The sequence below is a fragment of the Thermofilum sp. genome, from assembly GCF_038871435.1.
GTDB lineage: Archaea > Thermoproteota > Thermoprotei > Thermofilales > Thermofilaceae > Thermofilum > Thermofilum adornatum.
Genome location: NZ_JAVZIC010000001.1, coordinates 255,697 through 277,243, shown reverse-complemented (window position 1 = coordinate 277,243; position 21,547 = coordinate 255,697). Strand labels below are relative to the sequence as shown.

Annotated in this window: 28 protein-coding genes; 16 read left to right on the top strand and 12 right to left on the bottom strand. The window is 51.1% G+C overall.

The genetic code is table 11. The annotated features are described in order from the left end of the window. Positions 1-144: 144 nt before the first annotated feature. Positions 145-348, top strand: coding sequence for a hypothetical protein (locus QXT17_RS01510; RefSeq protein WP_342783722.1), 204 nt, complete (start codon positions 145-147; stop codon positions 346-348). A gap of 33 nt (positions 349-381) precedes the next feature. On the opposite strand, the gene QXT17_RS01505 is transcribed toward QXT17_RS01510, so the two are convergent. Genes QXT17_RS01505 through QXT17_RS01495 form a run of 3 tightly spaced genes read right to left on the bottom strand, consistent with a single transcriptional unit; the run spans position 382 to position 1,892 of the window. Then, entirely contained in the window at positions 382-789 is a 408-nt protein-coding gene (locus QXT17_RS01505; protein WP_342783721.1) for a hypothetical protein, read from the bottom strand. After that, on the bottom strand, positions 782-1,627 hold the full coding sequence (locus tag QXT17_RS01500) for a hypothetical protein (RefSeq protein WP_342783720.1): 846 nt from the start codon (positions 1,625-1,627) through the stop codon (positions 782-784). The genes QXT17_RS01505 and QXT17_RS01500 overlap by 8 nt, the downstream gene beginning before the upstream one ends. Next, complete coding sequence (locus tag QXT17_RS01495; protein WP_342783719.1) at positions 1,572-1,892, bottom strand: hypothetical protein; 321 nt, start codon at positions 1,890-1,892, stop codon at positions 1,572-1,574. Before QXT17_RS01495 ends, QXT17_RS01500 begins: the two co-directional genes overlap by 56 nt. 51 nt (positions 1,893-1,943) lie before the next feature. Between QXT17_RS01495 and QXT17_RS01490 the strand changes: the two genes are divergently transcribed. Beyond that, complete coding sequence (locus QXT17_RS01490) at positions 1,944-4,082, top strand: helicase HerA domain-containing protein (protein ID WP_342783718.1); 2,139 nt, start codon at positions 1,944-1,946, stop codon at positions 4,080-4,082. Here the strand turns inward: QXT17_RS01490 and QXT17_RS01485 are convergent. Further along, positions 4,079-4,996, bottom strand: a complete 918-nt coding sequence (locus tag QXT17_RS01485) for a hypothetical protein (protein WP_342783717.1) — start codon at positions 4,994-4,996, stop codon at positions 4,079-4,081. The genes QXT17_RS01490 and QXT17_RS01485 overlap by 4 nt on opposite strands. A 255-nt stretch (positions 4,997-5,251) precedes the next feature. Here QXT17_RS01485 and crn3 point away from each other — a divergent pair, with 255 nt between their 5' ends. The 6 genes from crn3 to QXT17_RS01455 all read left to right on the top strand — a co-directional run bounded on the left by crn3 (position 5,252) and on the right by QXT17_RS01455 (position 8,538). Then, positions 5,252-5,551 carry a CRISPR-associated ring nuclease Crn3/Csx3 gene (gene crn3 / locus QXT17_RS01480; protein ID WP_342783716.1) on the top strand — a complete coding sequence of 100 codons (300 nt, stop codon included), beginning with the start codon at positions 5,252-5,254 and terminating at the stop codon, positions 5,549-5,551. A 114-nt stretch (positions 5,552-5,665) separates the two neighbouring features. Continuing rightward, positions 5,666-6,640 carry an ATPase domain-containing protein gene (locus QXT17_RS01475; protein WP_342783715.1) on the top strand — a complete coding sequence of 325 codons (975 nt, stop codon included), beginning with the start codon at positions 5,666-5,668 and terminating at the stop codon, positions 6,638-6,640. Next, positions 6,637-7,137 carry a hypothetical protein gene (locus QXT17_RS01470; RefSeq protein ID WP_342783714.1) on the top strand — a complete coding sequence of 167 codons (501 nt, stop codon included), beginning with the start codon at positions 6,637-6,639 and terminating at the stop codon, positions 7,135-7,137. Before QXT17_RS01475 ends, QXT17_RS01470 begins: the two co-directional genes overlap by 4 nt. Positions 7,138-7,152: 15 nt before the next feature. After that, positions 7,153-7,425: a hypothetical protein gene (locus tag QXT17_RS01465; RefSeq protein ID WP_342783713.1), complete on the top strand. Its 273-nt coding sequence runs from the start codon at positions 7,153-7,155 to the stop codon at positions 7,423-7,425. Positions 7,426-7,633: 208 nt separating this feature from the next. Continuing rightward, positions 7,634-8,014, top strand: coding sequence for a C2H2-type zinc finger protein (locus tag QXT17_RS01460; RefSeq protein WP_342783712.1), 381 nt, complete (start codon positions 7,634-7,636; stop codon positions 8,012-8,014). After that, a complete protein-coding gene (locus QXT17_RS01455; RefSeq protein ID WP_342783711.1) occupies positions 7,987-8,538 on the top strand; it encodes a hypothetical protein in 552 nt (183 codons plus the stop codon). The genes QXT17_RS01460 and QXT17_RS01455 overlap by 28 nt, the downstream gene beginning before the upstream one ends. Here the strand turns inward: QXT17_RS01455 and QXT17_RS01450 are convergent. The 3 genes from QXT17_RS01450 to QXT17_RS01440 all read right to left on the bottom strand — a co-directional run bounded on the left by QXT17_RS01450 (position 8,535) and on the right by QXT17_RS01440 (position 9,849). Continuing rightward, positions 8,535-9,296, bottom strand: a complete 762-nt coding sequence (locus QXT17_RS01450) for a hypothetical protein (protein ID WP_342783710.1) — start codon at positions 9,294-9,296, stop codon at positions 8,535-8,537. The genes QXT17_RS01455 and QXT17_RS01450 overlap by 4 nt on opposite strands. A gap of 2 nt (positions 9,297-9,298) precedes the next feature. Further along, complete coding sequence (locus QXT17_RS01445) at positions 9,299-9,448, bottom strand: hypothetical protein (RefSeq protein WP_342783709.1); 150 nt, start codon at positions 9,446-9,448, stop codon at positions 9,299-9,301. Positions 9,449-9,525: 77 nt separating this feature from the next. Beyond that, positions 9,526-9,849: a hypothetical protein gene (locus QXT17_RS01440; protein ID WP_342783708.1), complete on the bottom strand. Its 324-nt coding sequence runs from the start codon at positions 9,847-9,849 to the stop codon at positions 9,526-9,528. 106 nt (positions 9,850-9,955) lie between these two features. Here QXT17_RS01440 and QXT17_RS01435 point away from each other — a divergent pair, with 106 nt between their 5' ends. Continuing rightward, the gene (locus QXT17_RS01435; protein WP_342783707.1) at positions 9,956-10,870 is read left to right on the top strand and encodes a ParB N-terminal domain-containing protein; all 915 of its coding nucleotides are present in this window, start codon (positions 9,956-9,958) and stop codon (positions 10,868-10,870) included. Between the two features lie 60 nt (positions 10,871-10,930). Here QXT17_RS01435 and QXT17_RS01430 read toward each other — a convergent pair whose 3' ends face one another. The 4 genes from QXT17_RS01430 to QXT17_RS01415 are packed head-to-tail and all read right to left on the bottom strand — an operon-like array spanning position 10,931 to position 13,729. Continuing rightward, positions 10,931-11,131, bottom strand: a complete 201-nt coding sequence (locus QXT17_RS01430) for a hypothetical protein (protein WP_342783706.1) — start codon at positions 11,129-11,131, stop codon at positions 10,931-10,933. Next, positions 11,115-12,512, bottom strand: a complete 1,398-nt coding sequence (locus QXT17_RS01425; RefSeq protein ID WP_342783705.1) for an ATPase, T2SS/T4P/T4SS family — start codon at positions 12,510-12,512, stop codon at positions 11,115-11,117. The genes QXT17_RS01430 and QXT17_RS01425 overlap by 17 nt, the downstream gene beginning before the upstream one ends. A gap of 6 nt (positions 12,513-12,518) precedes the next feature. Continuing rightward, complete coding sequence (locus tag QXT17_RS01420) at positions 12,519-12,968, bottom strand: hypothetical protein (protein ID WP_342783704.1); 450 nt, start codon at positions 12,966-12,968, stop codon at positions 12,519-12,521. Between the two features lie 35 nt (positions 12,969-13,003). Further along, positions 13,004-13,729, bottom strand: coding sequence for a hypothetical protein (locus tag QXT17_RS01415; protein WP_342783703.1), 726 nt, complete (start codon positions 13,727-13,729; stop codon positions 13,004-13,006). Positions 13,730-13,978: 249 nt separating this feature from the next. Between QXT17_RS01415 and QXT17_RS01410 the strand changes: the two genes are divergently transcribed. Genes QXT17_RS01410 through QXT17_RS01390 form a run of 5 tightly spaced genes read left to right on the top strand, consistent with a single transcriptional unit; the run spans position 13,979 to position 16,809 of the window. Beyond that, the gene (locus QXT17_RS01410) at positions 13,979-14,314 is read left to right on the top strand and encodes a hypothetical protein (RefSeq protein ID WP_342783702.1); all 336 of its coding nucleotides are present in this window, start codon (positions 13,979-13,981) and stop codon (positions 14,312-14,314) included. A gap of 25 nt (positions 14,315-14,339) precedes the next feature. Next, on the top strand, positions 14,340-14,789 hold the full coding sequence (locus QXT17_RS01405; RefSeq protein WP_342784276.1) for a hypothetical protein: 450 nt from the start codon (positions 14,340-14,342) through the stop codon (positions 14,787-14,789). A 50-nt stretch (positions 14,790-14,839) separates the two neighbouring features. Beyond that, a complete protein-coding gene (locus QXT17_RS01400; RefSeq protein ID WP_342784277.1) occupies positions 14,840-15,256 on the top strand; it encodes a hypothetical protein in 417 nt (138 codons plus the stop codon). Positions 15,257-15,272: 16 nt separating this feature from the next. Next, positions 15,273-16,487 carry a hypothetical protein gene (locus QXT17_RS01395; RefSeq protein WP_342783699.1) on the top strand — a complete coding sequence of 405 codons (1,215 nt, stop codon included), beginning with the start codon at positions 15,273-15,275 and terminating at the stop codon, positions 16,485-16,487. Between the two features lie 22 nt (positions 16,488-16,509). After that, positions 16,510-16,809, top strand: coding sequence for a hypothetical protein (locus QXT17_RS01390; protein ID WP_342784278.1), 300 nt, complete (start codon positions 16,510-16,512; stop codon positions 16,807-16,809). A 250-nt stretch (positions 16,810-17,059) separates the two neighbouring features. Here QXT17_RS01390 and QXT17_RS01385 read toward each other — a convergent pair whose 3' ends face one another. Next, positions 17,060-17,413, bottom strand: coding sequence for a hypothetical protein (locus QXT17_RS01385; protein WP_342783697.1), 354 nt, complete (start codon positions 17,411-17,413; stop codon positions 17,060-17,062). 140 nt (positions 17,414-17,553) lie between these two features. On the opposite strand from QXT17_RS01385, the gene QXT17_RS01380 reads away from it, so the two are divergent. Both QXT17_RS01380 and QXT17_RS01375 read left to right on the top strand, forming a co-directional pair. Continuing rightward, positions 17,554-18,684: a hypothetical protein gene (locus QXT17_RS01380; RefSeq protein ID WP_342784279.1), complete on the top strand. Its 1,131-nt coding sequence runs from the start codon at positions 17,554-17,556 to the stop codon at positions 18,682-18,684. A 64-nt stretch (positions 18,685-18,748) separates the two neighbouring features. Further along, entirely contained in the window at positions 18,749-21,535 is a 2,787-nt protein-coding gene (locus tag QXT17_RS01375) for a hypothetical protein (RefSeq protein ID WP_342784280.1), read from the top strand. Positions 21,536-21,547: the final 12 nt, after the last annotated feature.

The window sequence follows — 21,547 nt, the reverse complement described above, 5'->3', positions numbered from 1 at the left end:
CTAGATGAGAAGGGAGTCCCACAACTCATAATAGAAACAAAGAGGAAATCTGATGTCAAATATGAGGATATTTATGATCCTCTGGGGAAAGCGCCCATAGCTCAGGCACTATGTTACGCTGCTCTAGCTCTAGACCACTACAACATGAATAGAACTCCTCTTTTCGCCACTGCGAACAAGAGCGTGATTATTATCTTTAGAGGTGTTGAGAGGGGAGAGCTGGAAAGTCTGCTGGATGCTGGGTGCTGTCGTGAAAAACATACTTCACCGGAGGACTGGACGAAAGCCCTTAAACACGGGGCATATGAGAGGCTGGTTCAAGAGTATATCATAGCGCGCGCTAACTAGAATAAGATAAAGTTTTCTCTAGTGCGCTATAAGCTACTCTTCTTCCCCTAGGCGCCGTTGTCTGCGGTAGAACATGACTGCCGCTATGTGTGTGCATATCCTTGCCTGCCTTACGTATCCGTATGCGTGTGTGAAGCACGTGCACTTGTACTTGTCGCCGTCGAGCCAGACTAGGTAAGATGCGTGTCTGTCCCCTAGCGCGGGGACGCCTTGGACTAGCCATGCTTTGACTCTCAGGTTTAGGGGCTTGACGGTTTGGAGCATGTAGCGCGCTAGGCCCCTGGCGACCCACTGTGGTCTGCCCGCGAAGCTGACTGTAAGCTCGTTCACGACTTCGCATACGCTGTCCCTGTCAAGGCCCCTTACACACCTCCTTACCTTTTCCCTCGCCTTCTTGAGTGCAAACTTTACAGCCCTCTCGTCTAGGTAGACCCTACCCATTAAGAAGCGCCCACACACCCTTCCTCGTGATGCTGACTGTCTCCCTGCCCTCCAGGAATCCGTAGAGCAGGAGCTTCTGGAAAACGCGCGCCAGCTCCCTGTCTCCGAGGCTAAAGCTCTTGAAAGGCACAGCCCCACTGCTGAACACGTCGCTCAGTATCCCCTTTGCATGTTCCAGCTCCTCGCCCCGGAAGAGAACCTCTAGCGGGCTTCCAAGCCTCCTCGGCTCGTGCTTAATGTCTCCCACGTCACTGCAGGGCGAGACATACTCCTCAAACCTTATAGTGTCACCCACATCTGGCAGGCCCGTCTTAGATGCATAGCTACCCCCGAGCCCAAGGAGCATCATACTCCTTATATAATTCGACCTCTTTGCCGGCACAGCCTCGTCAAAAAAGACGCTCGGCGCTCCGGTCACAACTACGTCCACTTCTAGCCCTGCCAGCATGGATGCCACCTCGTCGCTCAAGAAGGGCAACTCCAAAAGTATGCTCGGCTTTTCCCGGTTTTCCCTTGCACCCTTCACGAGGCTCAGGGCCCCTAGAACACCAAGCGCGACATTCGGGTAGCGCATGACTGGTTGCTCTGGAGGCCTATCATAGGTCACGTTTCTAGCTAGGCTCCACCAGTAAAGGTACCTCTCAAGGGAAACAACTGCCAGCTCCTCGAGCCTGCAGGACCCGAACTCCAGCTCTGACATTCTTACGTCTGCGTCGTACGGCTGGACGAGTAGCGAGAACTCGTGGCATAGGCTGGGGTCGATGTACAGCTTGCCGCCGCACCTATACGTCAACACGTAGTCCTTCTTGTCCTTGGGCCTGTTGAAGTATATCCTCACTTCCAACCACCACGGCGTAGAACTTTCTCCTCTCCTTCCCAGAGCCCTCAACGTTCATCTTGACAAGCCACACCCGGTTCCAGTCGTCAATTATCGTTAGACCCCTGCCTATGAGCTCGCCGAGCTCCCTGCTTAGCCTCGCGTGGCTACTAATACTGTAGCCATGCATACGCATAAGCCTGGCAATCTTCGCTATGTCGAAGCTATAGCTGTTGCTTTTTACACTGGACAAGAGCTCCCTGAGAAAGTCGTTTAGCTTATTCATACATGTAATCAGAGCGAAATAATTATTTATCCTTTACGCATATACATACACATGTACATCCCCGGCATAAAGGAAATAGTCCTGTTCTTCCTGGCAGTCCTACTAGCAATTATAGCCCTAGTCACCCAGTCCCCCCTCGCCCCACTACTAGCACTAGCAGTCCTAGCAACATACTACACCTATACAAATAGGCTCCTCATACTCGAGCTAGTCTACAGGGACAGGATACTCCTCCTCTTCCCCCTAAGCATCCAAGTAAAACAGGTAGACGGCAGGGGAGACCACCTAGAAATCAAGGAGAATAAGCGGAGTTACTTCGTGGCTTTCTTAAAGGTAAAGGACACCGACCCACCCACGCCCACGCTTGGCAAAGCCGCCGAACGCGCACTGGCATCACTGTACCACCAAGCCGTTGACACAGGCGTCGTCAGCGTCTTGAGGGAGGGGGGCTACGACTACTACGTGTACGTTAAGGCAGGGGATAGGAGGATCCTTAAGGCTGCGCTAGCGGACATCCGCAGACAGCTCCTAGCCCACGGGGTCTATGTTGAGGCTGCCGACCCCCAAGAGGTTACCTCAGTCATACTGAAGCCTGGAAAAGAGTTCAAGCTCACGGTTCCGCTCTTTACTACCGCGATTGTCGCCTTTTTCGTGGCTTCCGCGCTCCTCGGCACGTCGCTACCAGCAGTCCTAGCCCTACCCCTGTTCGTGCTAGCACTCTACGAGCCCCGTATGCTTAAAGGAAAGACCGAGTTCGCGGTGGAGCCAACATTCTCGCTGAGGAGCAACATCGCCGCCAGCGAGGCGCAGGCCGAGACCATGGCTTCAAGCGCCAGGACAACGGTGCTCACAGCCCAGAGCGGCTACATTATTGCTTCGCTGAAGCCGGTTGACACGGCGCTCCTCGAGGCGAGAGCAAAACACGCCATGGAGGTGGTAGAGAGCGCGCGGGGTGGTGTCTCAAAGGTCATGCATGAGTTCGACGCTATGCGCACAATATCTATGTGGCGCGCGTTGCAAAGCGGGGCTACGCCTTTCCTTGCATGCTCCTCGGCAACGCCTGAAATAGCCCGCGCCCTTCAGACAAGCGGGCTGGCGTTAGGCTTACCTTCGCGTATAAACACACTTTGCTCGTTTGGTCTCTTATCCCTCGACACGGCAAAGAGCCTCTACGTATCCTACCAGCTCGTCTTCCTCGCCCCCCAGGTCTACAACAGACCAAGAACCAGTAAAACATCCAAAGCGATTTTCCTTGGACACGGCTTGCGAAGGGATGAAGAAGTGTGGCTCGAAATCGACAGGCTGGAGAATGTCCACGGCTACATTGTGGGTCCATATGGTAGCGGCAAGTCTACCACTGCTAGAACCCTCGCTCTACGAGCTTTGGAGAAGGGGCTTGTCCCTCTGGTCGTGGATCCAAGCGGTGAGTACCGCAAGTTTGCTAACTTAGCAGGATGGGAAATCATAGACCTTTGGGACAGGCAACTCGACATATCACACATGCGAGTTAGCGACCTAGCCACAGCCTTCGACTACATTTCACCCCTCTCAGACGCCGAGTACTTTGAGCTCAAGCGTGCCCTTGAAGCTGGAGACATTTTCACAGCGCGCATAAAAAAGCTCGAGTACATAAAGGACTATTTCAGCAAGCCATCAATAACTGTTGAGGAGCTACTCGACGCCGAAAAACCATTCATCTTGTGCCTCGGAAGCACAAAAGAAGGAAAATACGCCCCTGTCCCCATCGACATCATGCGCTTCACGCTAAGCGTCCTCCTTGCTCAAATGAAGGACTATGTCCTTAACCGTGGCCTCAGCGAGCCGAAGTTCTTCCTCATAGTGGACGAGGCACACCTCTTCGCTAAGCCCCCGCACCTCGAGCGCGAAACAGAGCTCACAACAATGGCACGAATGTTAAGGAAATTCGGTCTCGCCATCGTCCTCGTAGCCCACAACTTCAAGGACATAGACGACACTTTCCTCACGCAAGCTGGCTGGCGCATAGCGATGTCGCACTCCGACCCCCGGTACGTCAACGACGCAGAACACTACTTCTCCCTACGTCCGGAAGAGGTAACATGGTTCAGTAGGGGCATAAGAGGCAGGGCGATACTTAGGCGAGGAATTGAGCCCTGGAATATACTTCTCGAGGTCGAGCCAGAAGAAATAGCAAAAACAGAGAAACGCTAATTTTTCGCATCGTTGGCGTTTACATACGCCTTTAGCTCGACGTTGCTCTTGACTGTTACAACGTACTTTTTATCATTGTGCTGGTCTCCCCAGTGTTTGAAAACGTAAACCTTGTTCCCCACTTTTGTATCCTTTACTTCCACTGTAACCTGGCTACCGCAGTCCACCATTTTCTCGATCTTTCCTTGCTGGTCTGTCTCCAAAGCCTCTCCATTAACTTCTACAACTACACCTTGAACCACTTCCTCACCCTTATCGCTAACCATAACTACCTTTACAGTAAGCTTGCATTTATGCTGGTCACCGGCACCAGACCCTGTGGACTGCTTTAAAGACTCTGGAGAACTTTTCTCCATTGCTGGAGACCCCTGCGGCGTCGGCACATCTTTCCGACTTTCTTCCTCCAACGTTTTAACAGGAGTTTTGTATTCAACCAAAACTTCTCCTGTAGCAGTTTTAATGCTTCTATTTTTCTTTTTTGTGTCCACAGCTCCTGACTCCACATAAACTTTGGTCACGCCCATACCTTTACTTTGTCTTAATTGTGATGCAAGACTCTCGAAACTTGTTGCAAGATCTGTCTGCCCTATCTTTCTAAGTAATTTTGCTACATTTTCCACAAGTTCTGCTAGGCCTTCTAGACCTTCTCTAGAAACTTTCTCTCTAATCTTTTGTTCTCTATTCATAATCTCTTCCAAAGAAACGGAGTCTCTGTTTTCAATATTCTCTATTGTCTCCTCCACCTTTACTTCCAGTTGATACAGAACCACTTCTACTTCAGGGTCGTCAATTTCGGGATCATACTTGCGTAGCTGCTCAGGTGCTTTAAGGATATTCTTAAGTGCTTTTAGCTCGATTATTAACATGCGTGGTGCTTTTACTTTTTTCTTAAACTTAAAGATCGAGGTCATCATTTTCTCGACTTGCCAGGAAGAAAAAACAGTTTTTAAGGATTCGTTTCAAAAAATTATTAACATATTCCTGTAACATATCCTTCGCGCGCTAAACGTTGCAAGATTCCACCAGAACAGTAAGTGCTGTTTAGAGATGTCTTCATTTATGGCGTGCTCGGCGTTCAAGAAACATCCCAGCGTGCCATATTGAAATGAGATAAGAAGCAAGTTGAGTAAAAATTATTAATGTGTTCTAGCAACATTTTGCTGATCACCATGATAACATATACAGTCAAAAAGCTGGGCAACATGTCTCTCGTCGAGTTTGTCATTGAGGGCGGAGTCCTTGACCCTGCAAAGCTCGCCGAGGCCGTTCAGCGCGCGCCACAGGTCGAGGGCACCTGCTTGGTCTGCATTAGCGGTAGGGGGTCCATATGGCTCTACGGCTCCCTAATTCACATGTATCATTACACAAAAGCAGTTGCGGTGTTCGAGCCAAGGCTTTCAAAGTGCATAGTCGTAGCAACACACGACCCAGCATACAAGGTAGGAGACCAAATACCCGTACAGCAATAGCGCGCCTAAACTTGTAGCATTATTCTTGTGTAATCTTTTCTGGGTGTTTCTGGTCGACATCCTCGTTCTCCTAAACAAATATATATTTGCACATGAAAATTATTATTGATTGGGATGGAAAAAGAGGAGGAAAAAGAACTTGAGCAAAAACTCCGGGAAAGCGGCGTAGGGCACACAGTGATTCAGAAGCTGAAGGCTCAGGGTCTCCTCAGCATGAGGGGGCTACGTTTCATTGTCGCATTAACGAGCGACGAGCTCGTAGACTTCCTCGCGCTTGGTAGCTATGAAACTGCCAGCAGGCTTCAGGAGAACGCAAAGAAGATAATAGGATACGACGACAGGGTTCTAACTGCGGGACAGTTGCTCCAGATCATCGAGCAGGAACAGCCAAAGCTAACCACCGGAGTTAAGGGCCTAGACGCACTCCTAGGCGGAGGTCTCTACCCCGTCGAGATCTACGAGTTCGCTGGCGAATACGGCACGGGCAAGACACAGATCTGCCACCAGCTTTCCGTCACGGCCCAGCTTCCAGAAGAAAAGGGCGGACTAAACGCCAGCGTCGTATACATTGACGCGGAGGGTACATTCAGCCCCCAGCGCATAGCAAGCATCGCGAAGCGCTTCAACGTTGAGGGGGCCTTAGAAAGGATCTACGTGTATAGGCCGCTCAATACGGGCGAACTGGAACGCTTTGTCAAGTTCACTCTAAACACGTATCTAGACCAGGGCGCAAGGCTGGTTGTCGTGGACAGCATCATCGTCCTCTACAGGGCACAGTTCCGGGGGATCGAGTGGCTAGCGCGCAGGCAACAGGCCATTAACTATGTCCTCGACTGGCTGAAGAGGTGGGCTAGGCTGTACAGCGCTGTCATAGCCATAACAAACCAGGTTCTCACACACCCCCTGCCGAGCGGGATAGCCCTCAAGCTACCAGCAGGCGGGAACATTATAGCGCACGCATCGACGCACCGCTTCCTCATGAAAAAGGCTGGGGACACGTGGCTTATGGAGGTTCTTGACTCGCCCAGGCTTGCGAAAGGCGCGACAGCGGAGTTCACTATCAAGGACGACGGCATTTGGGATGCATGAGCCTGTACAAGTACAAGCTACTCAGGCAGGCCCTGCTGAGATACGAGCGCGCCAAGCAGAGCAAGGAAATGTACTACGTCTCCGAGGTGGCCAGAGGTAGCAGGGGCAGAGGCTTCGGGGCAGACATCGGGAGAGAAGTCCACAAAGCCTTCTGGGGGCTGGATCCCGAGGTTATACTCGGCACTGAAGAGGTAAGCCTCCCATTTCCCCTCGCGTGGAGGTTCAGGTTCGGGTGGCTTCTCGGCGTCGCAGACTTGGTCACATTCAAGAATGCTATCCCCACAGAAGTCGTGGAGGTCAAAAGCTATGACGCCGTAAAAACGTATGAGGCTACACAGGCAAGCCTTTACGGCTTATTAATCGTGCTGAACTTTGCCGTTAAGCCAAAGGTCTGCGTCAAGACCCCCAAGGGCATGGTCGTGGTGGCAGACTGGGAAAATCTTGCGCTCCAAACCCTGAGCGTGGTCAGGAAACAATTAAAAAGCCGTGTAAAATAATTATTATGACATTTTATGTCATGCATAGAATGCGAAGAGTCATGCAGATCCGAGTACGGCGAATGCCTAGATGACTGCAGGACCCGTTTCGGCTACTGTCTAGAAGACTGCCTTGCCAGCGCCGATGACTCATCATTCAGGAGCGTAGTCGCGGTATGCATAAAAGAATGCAACGCAGATCTCGAAAAATGCAAAGCCACTTGCAATTCAGACCTAGACATATGCACAGATTTATGCCGGCGGGCGCTAACAGATAAACAGAGCCTACGTGCGCCCGCTTGCCCCTAACCCTATTCCAGCAGTTGCTTGCATTTGCCTATTACCAGTTGCTAGTGGTTGCTAGCAGTAGCTAGCAGTTGCTCGCCAGCAGTCGCTTGCTGTTGCTAGTAATAGCTAGCAGTCACTGGGGAAGCTAAATGCTGGGAAAAGTTGCATGGGAAGAGTTGCTAGCAATTACATGGGAAAAATTTATTATTTTGTAAGGCGCCATGATAGCGTGGCTAGTAGCGGTGCAAGGTGCCCAAAATGTGGCGGCCAGGGCAGGCTGATAGGCGAAAACAGGTTCCTGTGCGAGCAGTGTGGGACAGAGTTCTATGCCTGCCCGATATGCGGGGCAACATTCTTCTCGCCCCAGCAACTTGGCGGCCACATGAAGTACCACAAGAGGGAGCGAGAGAAGAGCCGAGACCCAGTCCTCGACACTTTGCAGGAAATAGTGAAGAGGCTCGACATGCTTGAAGAGAGGCTCGACAGAATAGAAAAGACCCTAAACAGCCTCGCCGCCATGCCGAGGCTGGAAACTAGCCAGCCGACAAGCGAGGAGTTACCCTCCTTCGCTAGGGACAACCCATGGCTCAAAATACTCTCAAGACGTTGACAAGTCTTCCTAGGCGCCTCTTGTTCAGGGAGAGACAGCTAGAAGAGGCTGTGAAGCTCATAGAGAGGCGTGAAAGCTTCGTGGTTATGGGCCCCTTTGGCACGGGGAAGACCACTCTCGTCAGGATGGCCCTCTCAAGGACAACAGTTCCACATGTCTTTGTCGAATGCATGAACTGCCGCACATACACGTGCATAAAGAGAAGGCTCGACCCTGGAAGACTCGTGGTTCTAGACGACTATTCCCTCGTAAGGCGCACCCCAGAGTTGGCATTCCTAGTCTCAAGCCTCCCATTCAAAATAGCAACCGTAAACACCGGCTTCACAGCAGAAGAGCTTGGAAAATTGAGAGTTATAGAGATGCCTCCCTACACCAAGCAGGAGATCTTCGAGATACTCGTAGAGCGAGTTGTGGAGGCGAACCTACGCGTAGAAGACAGGGAAATAGAGAAATGTGCAGAAAAAGGCCGCATGGCCGGCGGAAACGTCCGCGTAGCTTTACTGTGCCTGGCAGGCTACCTCTAGGCGGCTTCTCGGCGGGGGCTTAGCGCCCTGCTCATCCCCACGTCCCCGCAGAGCGGGGCTTGTCGTCGCATGTGCCCCCACTCCCGAGCCGCCAGCCTAGCCGCTTGGTAAATGTGCTCAACCGCAGGCTTGTCTAGATCAACCTCTATCACAGCCATACCTGTAAACCTGTTTACTGTCCCCGGCAAGGCGAATACCCTCGTAAGGTCCCGCAAGACGTTGTAGTGCGCCCTGTCTATCCACGTTAACTGTGAAACCAACAGCCTCGTGTAGCGGGCCTTTGCCTGCGCCATAAGCCAGACAAGGTCCCTGAGTTCTCTCGGCTCTCTGCCTACCCAGTCCCTCCAGTCGAAGTCAAGAACCCATAATTGGTAGCCCCTTCTACCCGTGAAGACGGCCTTTATGCTTGTGTAGTTCTGCCTCAGCACGTCCCGAGCCCCAAGTGCGAGTAGCCTAGCATATTCAATTTCATCCTCGTAGAATCCCTCCAGCCCGCGGAATATGCGCCTCACCAGAGGCTTACGGGACATATAGCCGTCAATATCTACGCCGAAATCCGTTCCAATCGGATATGCTAGGTGCAACGAGCTTAGCGGGCCAACCCTCCATGGAAAGACATACCTTGCGAGGCTGACATACGCCTTTACGTAGCTATAGCGCTCAAGCTCGTTGACACTCTTCACTTCACGCTTGACCTTAACCCAGCCACATTGAGTTCGTAGCCTTACGTGGCGCCACCTAAGTTCCAGCCACGCCATCTCTAAGCCACTGCTACGGCTTTTCTCTTTGCCTTCTTTTTCCTCCTATAGGTCTCCACAAACAGCCCAATGAGTCTTATCTCCTCCATTGCTTTCCATGCCCGTCTAACCCATCTCCTTATCTTTTGCTTACGCTTCTCTTCCAGCGCCACGTGCAGATGCTCCTCTCTCACTCTTATAAACAATGAAGACAATAATGTGTCGGGAGGGGTGAAGACCGAAAGTAAAATTATACGCCAAACATCCTTGCAAGCTCCTTTGCAACGCGTAGCCCGCACTCAGTCAAGATGTATGCAGTGATCCTCTTCGACCTGTATGTAAGCGTGATTTTCCTGACAAGACCCCTTTCCTGTAGAGAATCTAATACGCCTAGGGTCTTTTTTGAGGATGCAAAATATTTGCCCTTACCAAGCGCAAGGCTTACCTGTGAAAATAATACCGCGTCATACTTCGACATGAAAATTAGGGTGACGATCTCGTCGTCCTTTTCGCCGTTTATAAGCTCCTCTACTATCTGCTTCACTTTGCATTCAATATATTCGTCGCTAGACATACACTATTAACGCCGACAGGTTAAACATATTGTTTATATTTGTAGAATATTTTTAGGATAGCAAGCCCTATTTATTCCATGGTGTTCTTGGTATAGATGAATAAGTATGGAACAAATCACACTTATAAGTATAGATGAGTTAGTGCCTAGCTGGATAAACGTCAGGCAACACGTGGATCAAGAAAGAGTCCGGGCGCTTGCCGAAGACATAGCTATTAGGGGCCTCATCAACCCCCTCATCGTTAGAAAAGAAGGAGACAAATACGGAGTAATCTGTGGCAGGATGCGCCTAGAAGCTATAAGGCTCTTGAGGAAAGAAAAGCCAGAAGCCTTCGAAAGGTTTTTCGCACAAGGAGTCCCCTGCGTTGTTAAAGAGCTAGACGACCTAGAGGCGCTCGAGCTGAGCCTAAGCGAGAACCTACGCCAGAACACCCTAACGCCGGAAGAGGTAGGCCAGGGCCTCGCGAGGCTCGCAGAGTTCGGACTAACAGAGGAAGAGATAAGCACCAGGCTACTACTAGACATAGCTATGGTTCGCAGGGCCCTCATGATCTACAGGCGCGTCAGTGCCATGTCAAACCTCGTCGCAAGTAGCAGGCCCGGCAGGCCCCCCGTAAAGAGCGGCACAAAGAAGAGCATCAGTAGGAGCGGCGTGGCCTCGCTTCTAAGCGTCCTGGAGAAGAAGGAGAAGAGGGGAGAGATAAGGCCCGAGGAGAAGGAGCGCGTCCTCGAAGTGGTGAAGAATGTTGCACAGACGAAGCCCCTGAGCACGAGCGAGCTCGAGATAGTTGCGAAGAAGATTGAAACTTTTCCAGAGATTGTCAAAGACACCAGCAAGCTTAGAGAAGTAATAGAGCAAGTAGTCCAGATGGACACCGTCTCCAGGGTCATAGCGCTGAGGCGGGACATAGCCAGAGACGTTGAGCAATACGCCGAACAGAGGCAAATAACCTTCGACGAGGCTGTAAACCAGCTCCTAGAAGAAGCCTTGAAAAACATGAGGAAAAAACAGAAGAGCTAAATTAATACCAGAAAACAGGTCATAACGGAAAACACGAGTGTTTTCAGTTATAGCTTGTCCTCAATGAGAAAAAAACTCTTCTGGAAAAACGCTCTCTTCCTCCATGTTCCAGTCCGTGCGTTCCCTCTTTTTTCGCCGGAGTATTCTCTCTTGCTCATCTATGCTCTGCTTTGCAAGCCTCTCCATCTCTTTGAGCATTTTCTCGACCTCGTCCTCCCTCCTCGACAGGAGCCTCTCGAGAACCCTACTCAGGAAGCTCATGTAGCGCCACCTTTCCAAGCTTCACAAAACTGTAGCCCTGCAGGCTGGTGCCCAGTTTCTCCTTTATTTCTCTATACGTCTCGCCGGCGCCCTCGCCGCGGAACGTGAATTGTAGGGTTTGAGGAAGCAAGGATACAAAGTCTTCCTCCGGAATATGGAGCCCGCCCTTAAACAGTAGATGTAACTCCTCGCCACCGTAGTAGTAGACAGCGTTGACCCCTCTCTTTATACCCTGGTCTGTAAAAGTCTTGCCTGACTCGACAAAGAGACCTATCACGTCTAGTATGCTTGCATGTATCCCTGCGCTCTCGATTATTGTGTCAAGCCTCTTGACTGCGTCTTTTAGGCTGTTTGCATGCACTGTTGCAAGGACGGGAATTCCACTCCCGGCTGCCTCAAACCAAGATATGACTTCCTCACCTCGTAGTTCCCCGACGACTAAGAGGTCTGGTCGGTCAAATCTTCGCGTGACACGGATGTTATCGGTTACGGTGCGCTGGAAGCTGAAGTACTTCCTGACATTGCTAGCCACGTGAAGGGCTACTTCTGGTTGCTCCTCTACGATGCTTATCACCAATGAGGGAAAAATCCTGGCAAGCGTGTTTACGAGGTGTATTAAGAATGTTGTCTTGCCAGCGCCGGGCGGGCCATATATGAGCAAGCTAGACGGTATAGCTAGGAGCGTAACGAGTCGAGCAGTCAGCAATGGGTCGAAGTTCACGTTCTCTGGGGGAGAGAGCTTGGTCAGTGTTATCTGCCAGCCCCCGCTCAAAAGGGGCATCGACAGGTTCACCCGGAACCCGTGGTACTCTCCCGCCGCTTGGGGGTTCTTTTCGCTGATGTTTATTCCGCTAGTGATCGCTATCCTTTCAGCAAGCCGATCAACCAGCAACTCTCTCGGCAAAACCACCTTGTATCTTTTGTTAGCAACCGTTGCGATTATACTAGCCTGGCCATCAGCCTCGCTGATGAAGATTTCTTGGAGGCCAGGGATCTCTGTCAATGGCTGGAGTGGTCCAAAGGCCCCGTCCTCGATTCTTGGATAGACAGCTATAACGTCGTCGAGGAACATCAGGGAGCCAGAGCTTGTCCTAACAATGTTCCCAAGCCCCGAAGGCATCTCGAGCGTCTCTGCCCCCTCTAGGCTTCCACGAGAAGTCTTAGCTCGAGGAATGGGCTTCAAGCTGGGAAGCTTAACCTCTAGCCTTGGAACCTTTGGCTTTCCCAGCTTCAGGCTTGGAAGCTTCAGCCTGGACTTGTTTTCATGTCGCCTGTTCTTGTCTTCCGATACTTGTTCAGGCTTCTCTTTAACCGCGCCCTCTCCTATGATTTCTTTCGCGAGGTTTTTGTCAAGCTTGGCGCTGAAGAGCCCCTTCCTCATTGCTCTCTATACACCCATGGTTCTTAGTTGTTCACGGAGGCGCCTTAAAAGCTCGACAGCCCTCCTTTTTTCCCTTGCCTCTTTTTCAAGCTGTGCGGCTTCCTTCTCGAGCCCGGCAACCTTAGAGTCGAGGTCCTGAGCGAATCTTTTCAGTTCTTCGAGAGGCTTAAGGTCAATGTTTAGGGTTTTAGCGAGCTCCAAGAGCTCCTCGATGGGGCTACGGATAGGCCTAGAGACCTGAGGCGTTTGCATCTGTCCCTGTGAAGGTGCAACTCCTTGCGGTTGGGCTGATGCAGGTTGCGTAGATGTGGAGGGCTGTAAAGGCTGGAGTGGGGCTGGCGGTTGGTTTGCCGCGGGCTGTGCAGGCTGGCTAGACTTCCACTTTTGCACTTGTTCGAAGAAGTCTATTGCCTCTACGTCTTTGTCTTCCTTTTTGTCTCTCCTAAAAACGTGCATACCTCATCCATCTATTCTAGGCTCAAAAGAATTATTTATTTTTTACTCAGCACTAGCTTCGCAAGCTCTGTAACTGCCTGGACAAAGCCCGGCTCAACGTAGCTCAATATGTTCAATCTGTCACTGCTCAACAAGCTTATCGCCCTGCTGTACGGGACGACAACATATGGAATGTTATACCGCCTGGCAAACACGTCCATGTACTTTTTGTAGAGCTCGACCACCATCTGGGTATATGGCCTAGGGCAGTTCAGCGCCGCCACGACTCTTTTCCCCGAAAAAGTCACCATTGCCGAGCGTATGCTAGCAGTGCTAGGCTCGGCTACAACGAGGACCGTGTCGGATATCTCGAAGAAGGGGAGGTAGCGGAGCACAGCGTCCCTGTCCGTAAGCGCTGGAACATCTATGATGGTCACCGGGTAGTTCAGCGCGCGTATCCTCTCTGCCAGCTTGTCCACGTCTCCTAGGCCCCGGATACCGCGCGAGCTGTTTACAGCCACTACTAGCTCTACTCCAGCGTCCTCGTCTAGGACGGGCACCCTCCTCAGCGCCCGCGCAATGTCGTCGCTACCTGGATCCAGGTCGCTTAGGAATGGTGGCTCAGCGCTGGCACCGAGAAGGTAGCTAGTAGCCCCGCCCTCGCTCGAGCTGTCGACTATAAGCGTTGGGATTCTTTGTATAGCAGAGACTATGCCTATGCTTATGGCGAGTGTAGTCTTCCCAACGCCTCCCTTGCTTCCCGAAAACGTGCTTATAATCATAATTATTCCTGTTTTGAACATCACGTCGTCTATATTTATTTTTTACCCACCAAGCTTTGCCCGCGCTACTTTGCGTTTCTATGCATGGTTTTGTCCTCTCAGCCTTAGCAGTGGCTGTAGGTTTTGTCCAACGGGGTACTGGCTACTACTGGTTTTGTCCGGTTTTGTCCAGCAACGAGTCTAAATTGTGGAGACGGTTTTGTCCTGGCTGGGCAAAATTTATTTCGGAGTTTTGTCTAGCATGTAACTGTGAGAGTCAAGTGTCCGAAATGTGGCAAGGAGGGTGTCCTCGTAAGACACACTGTGAAAAGCAAGGGGCACACCTACGTCTACACCGCTGTGAAGCACGTAGACCACGGCCGCATTAAGAGGTGTATAATCTCCCGCGGACAAGAAACAACCACGATGAGCCAAGACGATATCCTAGAGATGCTTAACAGCCTCTACCAGCATGCAAGAGAAAAGGCTCGTAGCGGAGACCGGGAAGAACTGGAAAGGTTCCTCGCATGGATAGAGCGCAGGCTAAACCCCCTGATAGCCAGGATATACGAGGAGGCTAGCGCAATCTTAGAACAAAAAGAATAAATAAGACTCTATCAAGATAATTATTATGATGAGACAAAAGGTCTTTCAAAAAAGACGTGGAGCACTGCCACCGATCATTACCGTCCTCATTATAATTGCTGCAGTCATAGCTACAGGCCTCGTAGTCTGGTTTATGACAACTACTACGTCAAAAAGTGTGAGAACACCCATAGTAAGCGTAGTTGGCCAGCCCACGCTCTACGCTAACGGCCAGATCTACGTCACATTTAAGAACGACGGGACAGCCAGCGTGACTCTCCAGAACGCCACCATCGTCGTGCAGGACGTAAACAAGAATCCTGTGCCCTTCAGCTACTCCTCAGGACCCGCAACGCTGAACCCCGGGCAAAGCGCCAGCTATATTTTCAATTTCACAGGCAACTCCTTCAATTTCGGCAACATACCGGACGGAGCACTCGCCACGTTGCAGACCACCGATGGCTATCAGCTTAGCTTCGCCGTAGCAAAGCCCTAAATCACATGCTAGGGCAAAAAATAAATAATTGTTTTTCTTTTAATTATTGTATGTTGGGGACAGTTAAGAGGAGGGGCTCGCTACCCCCAATAATCATCGTCCTAGTGATCATGGCTGCCATAGTTGCAACAGGCCTTGTAGTTTGGTTCATGATTTCCACTACTAAGAGTGCAGTAAACCAGCCTATGCTTGAGGTTACAGATTCATACTACTTATCCAACAGCATCTTCTTTACTGTGCGAAACATTGGATCTGTAGACGTAACGATAAGTTCGATTTCCGTAACTTGCCAGAGCGGGGGCGCTGGTAGCAACGCTACTTCTACATCAATTCCTAAGGGGGCATCCCAGTCGATAAAGGTTTCTATGAATGGGACAGTCAATGACGGGGATCTCTGTGTAGCCCAGGCAACTCTTTCGTCGCCATCTTCCAGCCTAACACTCAGCTTCCGCGTGGTAAAGCCCTAAGCGGGGGGTGTTTTTCTTGTTTTTTAAGTGGCTTCGTAGCGAGGCAGACGCTATTCCACTAGCACTCATCATGCTCTCCTCTCCCCAGCTGCCTCTGACAACACTAGAAGAGCTCCAGAAGAAGGGCTTCTACACATACCTGCCTAATTTCGAGACCCTGCTTAGGGATAGCGACAGGGCTCTCGAGGGCTATTCGGGAAGAATGAAACGCGTATTGGAGGCCGCTATTGCTGTCCAGAGAAGTGGTAGCAGGGAAGCGCTTGAGGACAAACTGCGCGACGTAGTTACAGAGCTTAGAACTACGCTTGAGCTCAGCGACCTTAATATCTCTAACCTGTATACACTTGTCTCAACCTTTGTCAGCACAATGTCAAGCATGATCGTTGCAACGTTGGCGCTTGTCAGTTCTGGCGCAAGCACTGTAGCAATTGGCATGGCTCTCGTTGCCGCCCTCCTAAGCGCGCTCGCGGGAGCCGCAATATACCCGCTGGAGTTCAGTCTTTCGACGCCTCCTTGGAAAAGCTACTCACCGCTCCTGCTATTCCCCGTAGTCTATCTTGCCCTTACATACTTTAGAGTCCCCCTCCCCCTCACACTGTCTCTATCCGTTGCATCAATTTTTCCAGCAATAGTTCACCTTTATTACACTAAAAGGGAGATTGAGAAAATAAAGAGGACACGCGAGATGGTTAGAGTTGCGGCGCGTAGCGTGGGCAACCCCTACCAAGCCCTCGTGCGGCAGGGCTTCATCAAGGAGCCAGGAGACCTCTTGTCACGCGAGGAAAGCATCGCTACGGCTGCGCGCCTAGGCTTGTACCAAATACTTTTGCATGGGGGGTACGAGTTTCTAGAAAAACTCAACGACTACTTTTCGAATATAGTCGACTTCATATTCCGGCTGAGGTCGAAGACAAGAGTCTTCCTCTTATACGCTGTCCTAGAGACAGTCATTGTCAGCGCGATATACGGCTTCCTAGTAACAATGTTGCCGTTATTCTCGGAAGGCGGAGAGGTGCTCAGGCAGGCTGGAATGAGCGCCGCAGGCATACTAGAGCTGGAACAGAATATGGACTTCATCCTGGCGTCAACGGCTCTCGCGCTAAGCATAGCCACAAGTAGCGCGAGGGAGGGCAAGCCAACATTCTTCACCATGTATCTCCCACTCATCGGTTTTTCGCTTTTCGCCTCATATCTCCTAACACTTACGCTAGCCCCAGGGCTCTTCAGGTGACACGATGAGGATAGACGCCGCATTGGTCGGGGCTACAGCAGTCGTCGCGGTGGTTTTGCTACTCTTGTCCTATACAAGGCTGGAGAGGGGCTACGCCGGGGCTTACGACTGCTACCGCTCTGTAAACAACGAGGCATTGACAGCGGCCATCTACGTGGACAACCCAAACAATTACACGTCTAACCGGTTCCGTGTCACGTACTATTACAGTAACGGCACCACCGTCGTGAGAGGCGCAAGCATGCCTAGGGTTCAGAGCTACACGTACTACCTCACTAGCGATAACACGGGTGGGTTAGTCCTTGTCAAGGTCGAGGGCTAGCCTGACAATCCTATTCCTCTTTCTGGCCGTCCTTCCAGCCCTGCCCCTCTCTCAGCCAGTCGTCATACACCAGGTTGCCTGCTACAGTCCGAGCAAGCAGCGCGCGCGACACAAGTCAAAACCAGGGGTTCAACATGTCTTTCGTGATGCCCATTGCCCTCCTTATAGCCCTAGCACTTCTAGGCTATACGCTCTACAAGAAGAAGTACCGGTACATCGCATAACGGTATAACTCGTGGCTTTTCTATCATTAAATATTTAAGAACACCAAGAAACAAATCTTTTCGACTGGAATGCCGGGAATAAAGTTTTCACGTTCAACGCTTATACATAAGAGGGTAACCGTAGGGGCCTCCATTCTCCTGTTGGGTCTCCTGACTAATATGGCAAGCTCGAAACCAGACCCCCTCTGTGAGTTGTTCTCGGCATCATTAGTTCTTATCGGCTCTATCATTGTATTGGGTCCCAACGGGATTGTATTCGTAGTAACAGCGGTTGTCTCGTTTACTGACAAAATCCTTACAAGTATGATCGAATCATCAACAATATCTACGGATGCAGAATGGGTCAAATCAGAGATGAATAGATGCCTGGAGAGTTGCAAACACGGCAACAATCTTTGTTCATTTATCTGTTTCTTTCAAGTAATGCATAGATATCACTCTTATCGACAATCTAAGCTATGGTGAAATGTTGCATCTCGTAACGCTAAACTTTTAACCACGCCAAAAAACAATTCTACACATGCAGAGAAAAACCCTACTAGTAACATTGGTCATAGTTGCGATCATAGTCTCTGTATTCCTCTACTTCTTGCTCCAGCCAAAAACACCGGGCCAGGTTCCGGTCCAGACACAGCCAGCACAGCCCGTTGTAAACGCTACTAAGCCACAGCCGTCTCAGAACGCTACTCAGGTCCAGCCACAACTGCCAGCCCAGAATGTTACACAGCCCCAGCCAAAGCCCTCGCTGATCATGGCAACGATAGAGGCAAGCCAGGGTGGCAGGGTTCTAGCCAACGGTACAGACACGACAACATGGAACTCGACCAAGCCCTTCAAGCTGGTACTAGAGGCAGTGCCAGAGAGGTGCATGGCCCTCGACTACTGGCTCGTGAACGACACGAGGCTCTCCGGGGACAGGCTGAACCTCACCATCGCCGGCAACACAACTATCAAGGCGTTCTTCACAAAGGCGACGACCTACACCGTCGAGATAACGTCAAACTCCAGCAACGCGGTAGCCATTGTCACCGTCGACAATAAGGCAGTCTACACCCTCCCAGTAACCCTGCGCGTAAACGCGTGTTCAACAATCACCGTGAAGCCGTGGGAGACCCAGGAGCTGAGACCCCTAAACGGCACCCTCAAAGTCACCGTAGAGCGCGACACCACCTTGAGGCTCTTCTTCCAGCTCAAAGCCCAGCCCCTCGGGAGCCTGCCAGTCTACATAAACGGCACACTTACAGAAGCAAAAACGTGGCGAGACCCGTTCTTCGAGAGCAGGGGCACGATAGAAGTCACCAGCGACGGCTGGATACACCTCGTCGGAAACCCGTTAGTTTTCTTCATCTATATTCCCCCTAACTATACACATGTAAACGTCACAGTAAGGGACGTTGCCCCGCCACCAACCAACCCAGGCCTGACAGCACCCATAGAAGTCATAAGGTACTGTGACTGGGGCACCAGCCCATTCGCCTATGGTAAAGTAGTACCAATACATGTGAAAAAAGTCACGATAGTCTTCACCGGGTGCTATACACAGCCCTGGAACACTGCAGTTACTGGCAGGAGATATAACGTGGAACTTCCCGGGGCTATCGAGATAGACCTTCACGGTGAAGCATGGATAAAGATAGAAGCAAGCCCATGAAGACTTTTCCCTACATGTGGCATTATCTTTAAATAAAGGCTCTTTGTAATTATTTTCGATATTTATGAAGAAGAGACTCCTCGCCCTCCCTTTGATTCTCTGCATCCTAGCCATAACTACCGTCTACGCTGACGACTTCACCTGGACGGACGCTGTCTTCAGTCTATGGTATGACCTAAAACCAGGGCAATCAAAACCAGTAGCGCTTGGCTGGTATAACTTTACCGTATATAGTGGCAACTATGTTATCTACAACCTCTCGCCTAACTTTGTCACTCTGTATGTAAGATTTTGGCACGGGTGGGCGCAGTCTGTTATGCAGTATGAGGGTCCGGGACCGAAGCCGGTTTTATCTGGTTACGGCGAAGCCGTCGCTTGGTTCCAAGATGCCTTCGTATCTTCCATAAACACCACCTATCCCGATACACGTCAAGACCCGCCACTAGGTCCGAACAAATATCTCTATGAGACGATTAAACGCTCCTATGTGAACTCTACTTACTATGACAAAAACTACTACTATCAGTATGCCAGCGTGCAATATTTTGAGCTGATCCCCCCTAGGCATGATTATGCGTATTTTACCGGGCAAGTCACTAATCCAAACGCTACCGCACCTCAGAGCGCACAAGTCTATGTGGCAAGCCTCACGTCTGAGTTTTACTCGTATTCGGGAACAGGTGGGGGTAGCTCTAAGATCCCCACAAAGCTCAGCCTCATAGCCGTAAATACTGGTGGCGACAACATCAATGTTATTGCACGGCTCACTGACAACAATGGGAACCCCCTGTTCAACAAGACCATCTACTTCAACCGTAGCATTGATAACGTCCACTGGATACGACTTGGAAACGCCACGACAGACCCCTTGGGCTACGCCATAATCAGGGACAAGGGAAACTACACGATATATTATACGGCGTGGTTCCCGGGCGACAGCCTTTTCCTTCCTAGCTCCGCGACGACGACATACTATGTAGGTCCAGTCAAGTACACAGTCAGCATAGCAGTCCTCAACCAGGCCGAGGCCACCAACTTCACGGCTAGCATACAGGGAAGCTATATGGACTACGTGCAGGGCAGACCCGTCTGGAGACCATACATGGCCAGCCTCCACAGCCTCTACAATTCTTCATTCTCAGTTACAGCACGTATCATCAACGCCACGATGCTCACTACATCTATACAGGGCTACATTACAGATAAGCTGGTAGACTACATGCCCAAACAAACCCTAACCCCAAGAAGTGGATATGTAACAGCAGGCTACGGTAAATACCTGACCGGTCCATACCTCGTAAAGTTCCACCTCTGGATAGTCCCGGCACCTACCTATGGGTTCCCCTGGTTTAACTATTATGGCAGAACTACCTCGGGACAGTGGCCCAGGTTACCGGTAGCCCTAACCAACGTTGGCTACGACTACTACGGCAAAAGCTTCCAATACTTAAACAACCAGCAACCATACATATTGGCCTACACCTTCAGTAACGCTCAAATAGAGTGGTGGATATACAACGCGAGCCAGACATCTCTTGTATTTGACCACTGGCAAGTAGTCTACTATGACGGACTCGGTAAACACGTCCTCAACATTACAGACCCCACGCTGAGTTTCCCTGCGCCCCCAGGAATAGACCCCAATATGGGCATAACCATCACGGCGTATTTCGTGGCGAAGACAGGCAACCCCACGATCACAATCAATGTGGGCACCATGTATCTACCAGGAGAGGGCATCGCCACGCCGTGGCTAGAAAACACGTCTGGCTGGTCATGGAACGGCACCTGGACGCTAAGCGTTATGGAGCTCTACAGGGTAAACGAGCACATAGCAATGGTGTTGACTGACGGTAGCAACGTCAAGGTCATAGACCTCACCAACGGGACGAGCATAAAGGTCTACCTGCCCAGTGGCTGGAAGAACAACAAGTATGTCAAGGCAATGGGTCAGGTAAAGATAACACAGATACCTAACGATAAGAACACACTTACAAGTATGTTCCCGTCCGTCACAATCAACGGGCAGACATGGTACCTCGTCGCCCTTGCGGCGTGGAACCCCTACAAGCAGTTCAGTGGCGGATACGACACCTCGTGCTGGCTCGCAAACGGCACAACCCTAGCGGTCTACAACCTCACTTACACCTACACCTTCAAGAACGGGACCAGGGTAGTCTTCAAGGAGCTGGTAGTCGTCTCGAGCCTCAAGGTTGCTGTTAGCCCGCGCTACGGCTACGTAAATCTAAAACAATCCCTATTGTTGCAGATCACAGTGAAGTGGAAGTACCTGCCACCAGCCAAGACAGGGATACAGCCAAACCCGCCATCCAGCATCATCGGAGTAGCAGTAATAGGCACCAGGGTCTACAACGGCACGCTCATCGACGCAAACGCCACGTCCAAGACCTTCCTGGTGAAGATCACGGACGACACCTGGACGCTCTACAGCAAGGGCGTGAATAGCATTGTTGCTTCTGCCTACTGGCTATCAAGCATGGGGACGCCCGAGGGACCCGTGGCCCAACAGGACCCAGCACAGCTCAACATCGTCTACGTCATGCCCCACATAGACAGCATTAGCGAAGGCCAATCCCTGATGGCAACAATAAGCATACTGGACGTCAGGACAAACCAGCCGTATAGCGCAAACATCTACATAGAGCTGAGGGACAACCGCGCCTACTCTGTTGTTGCGACATACGGCCCCTACTATGTGCCGGGGCAGGCGACGGTAACCATAGACATGCCAAATACAAAACAGTATGTCCTAGCAATCTACGCCTTGCCCATTCCACAGAAAGACAAGCTTGTAGTCCCGATTCCGGCGGTTTATCCGCCTAGGGCGTAGCGCCGTAGCTTA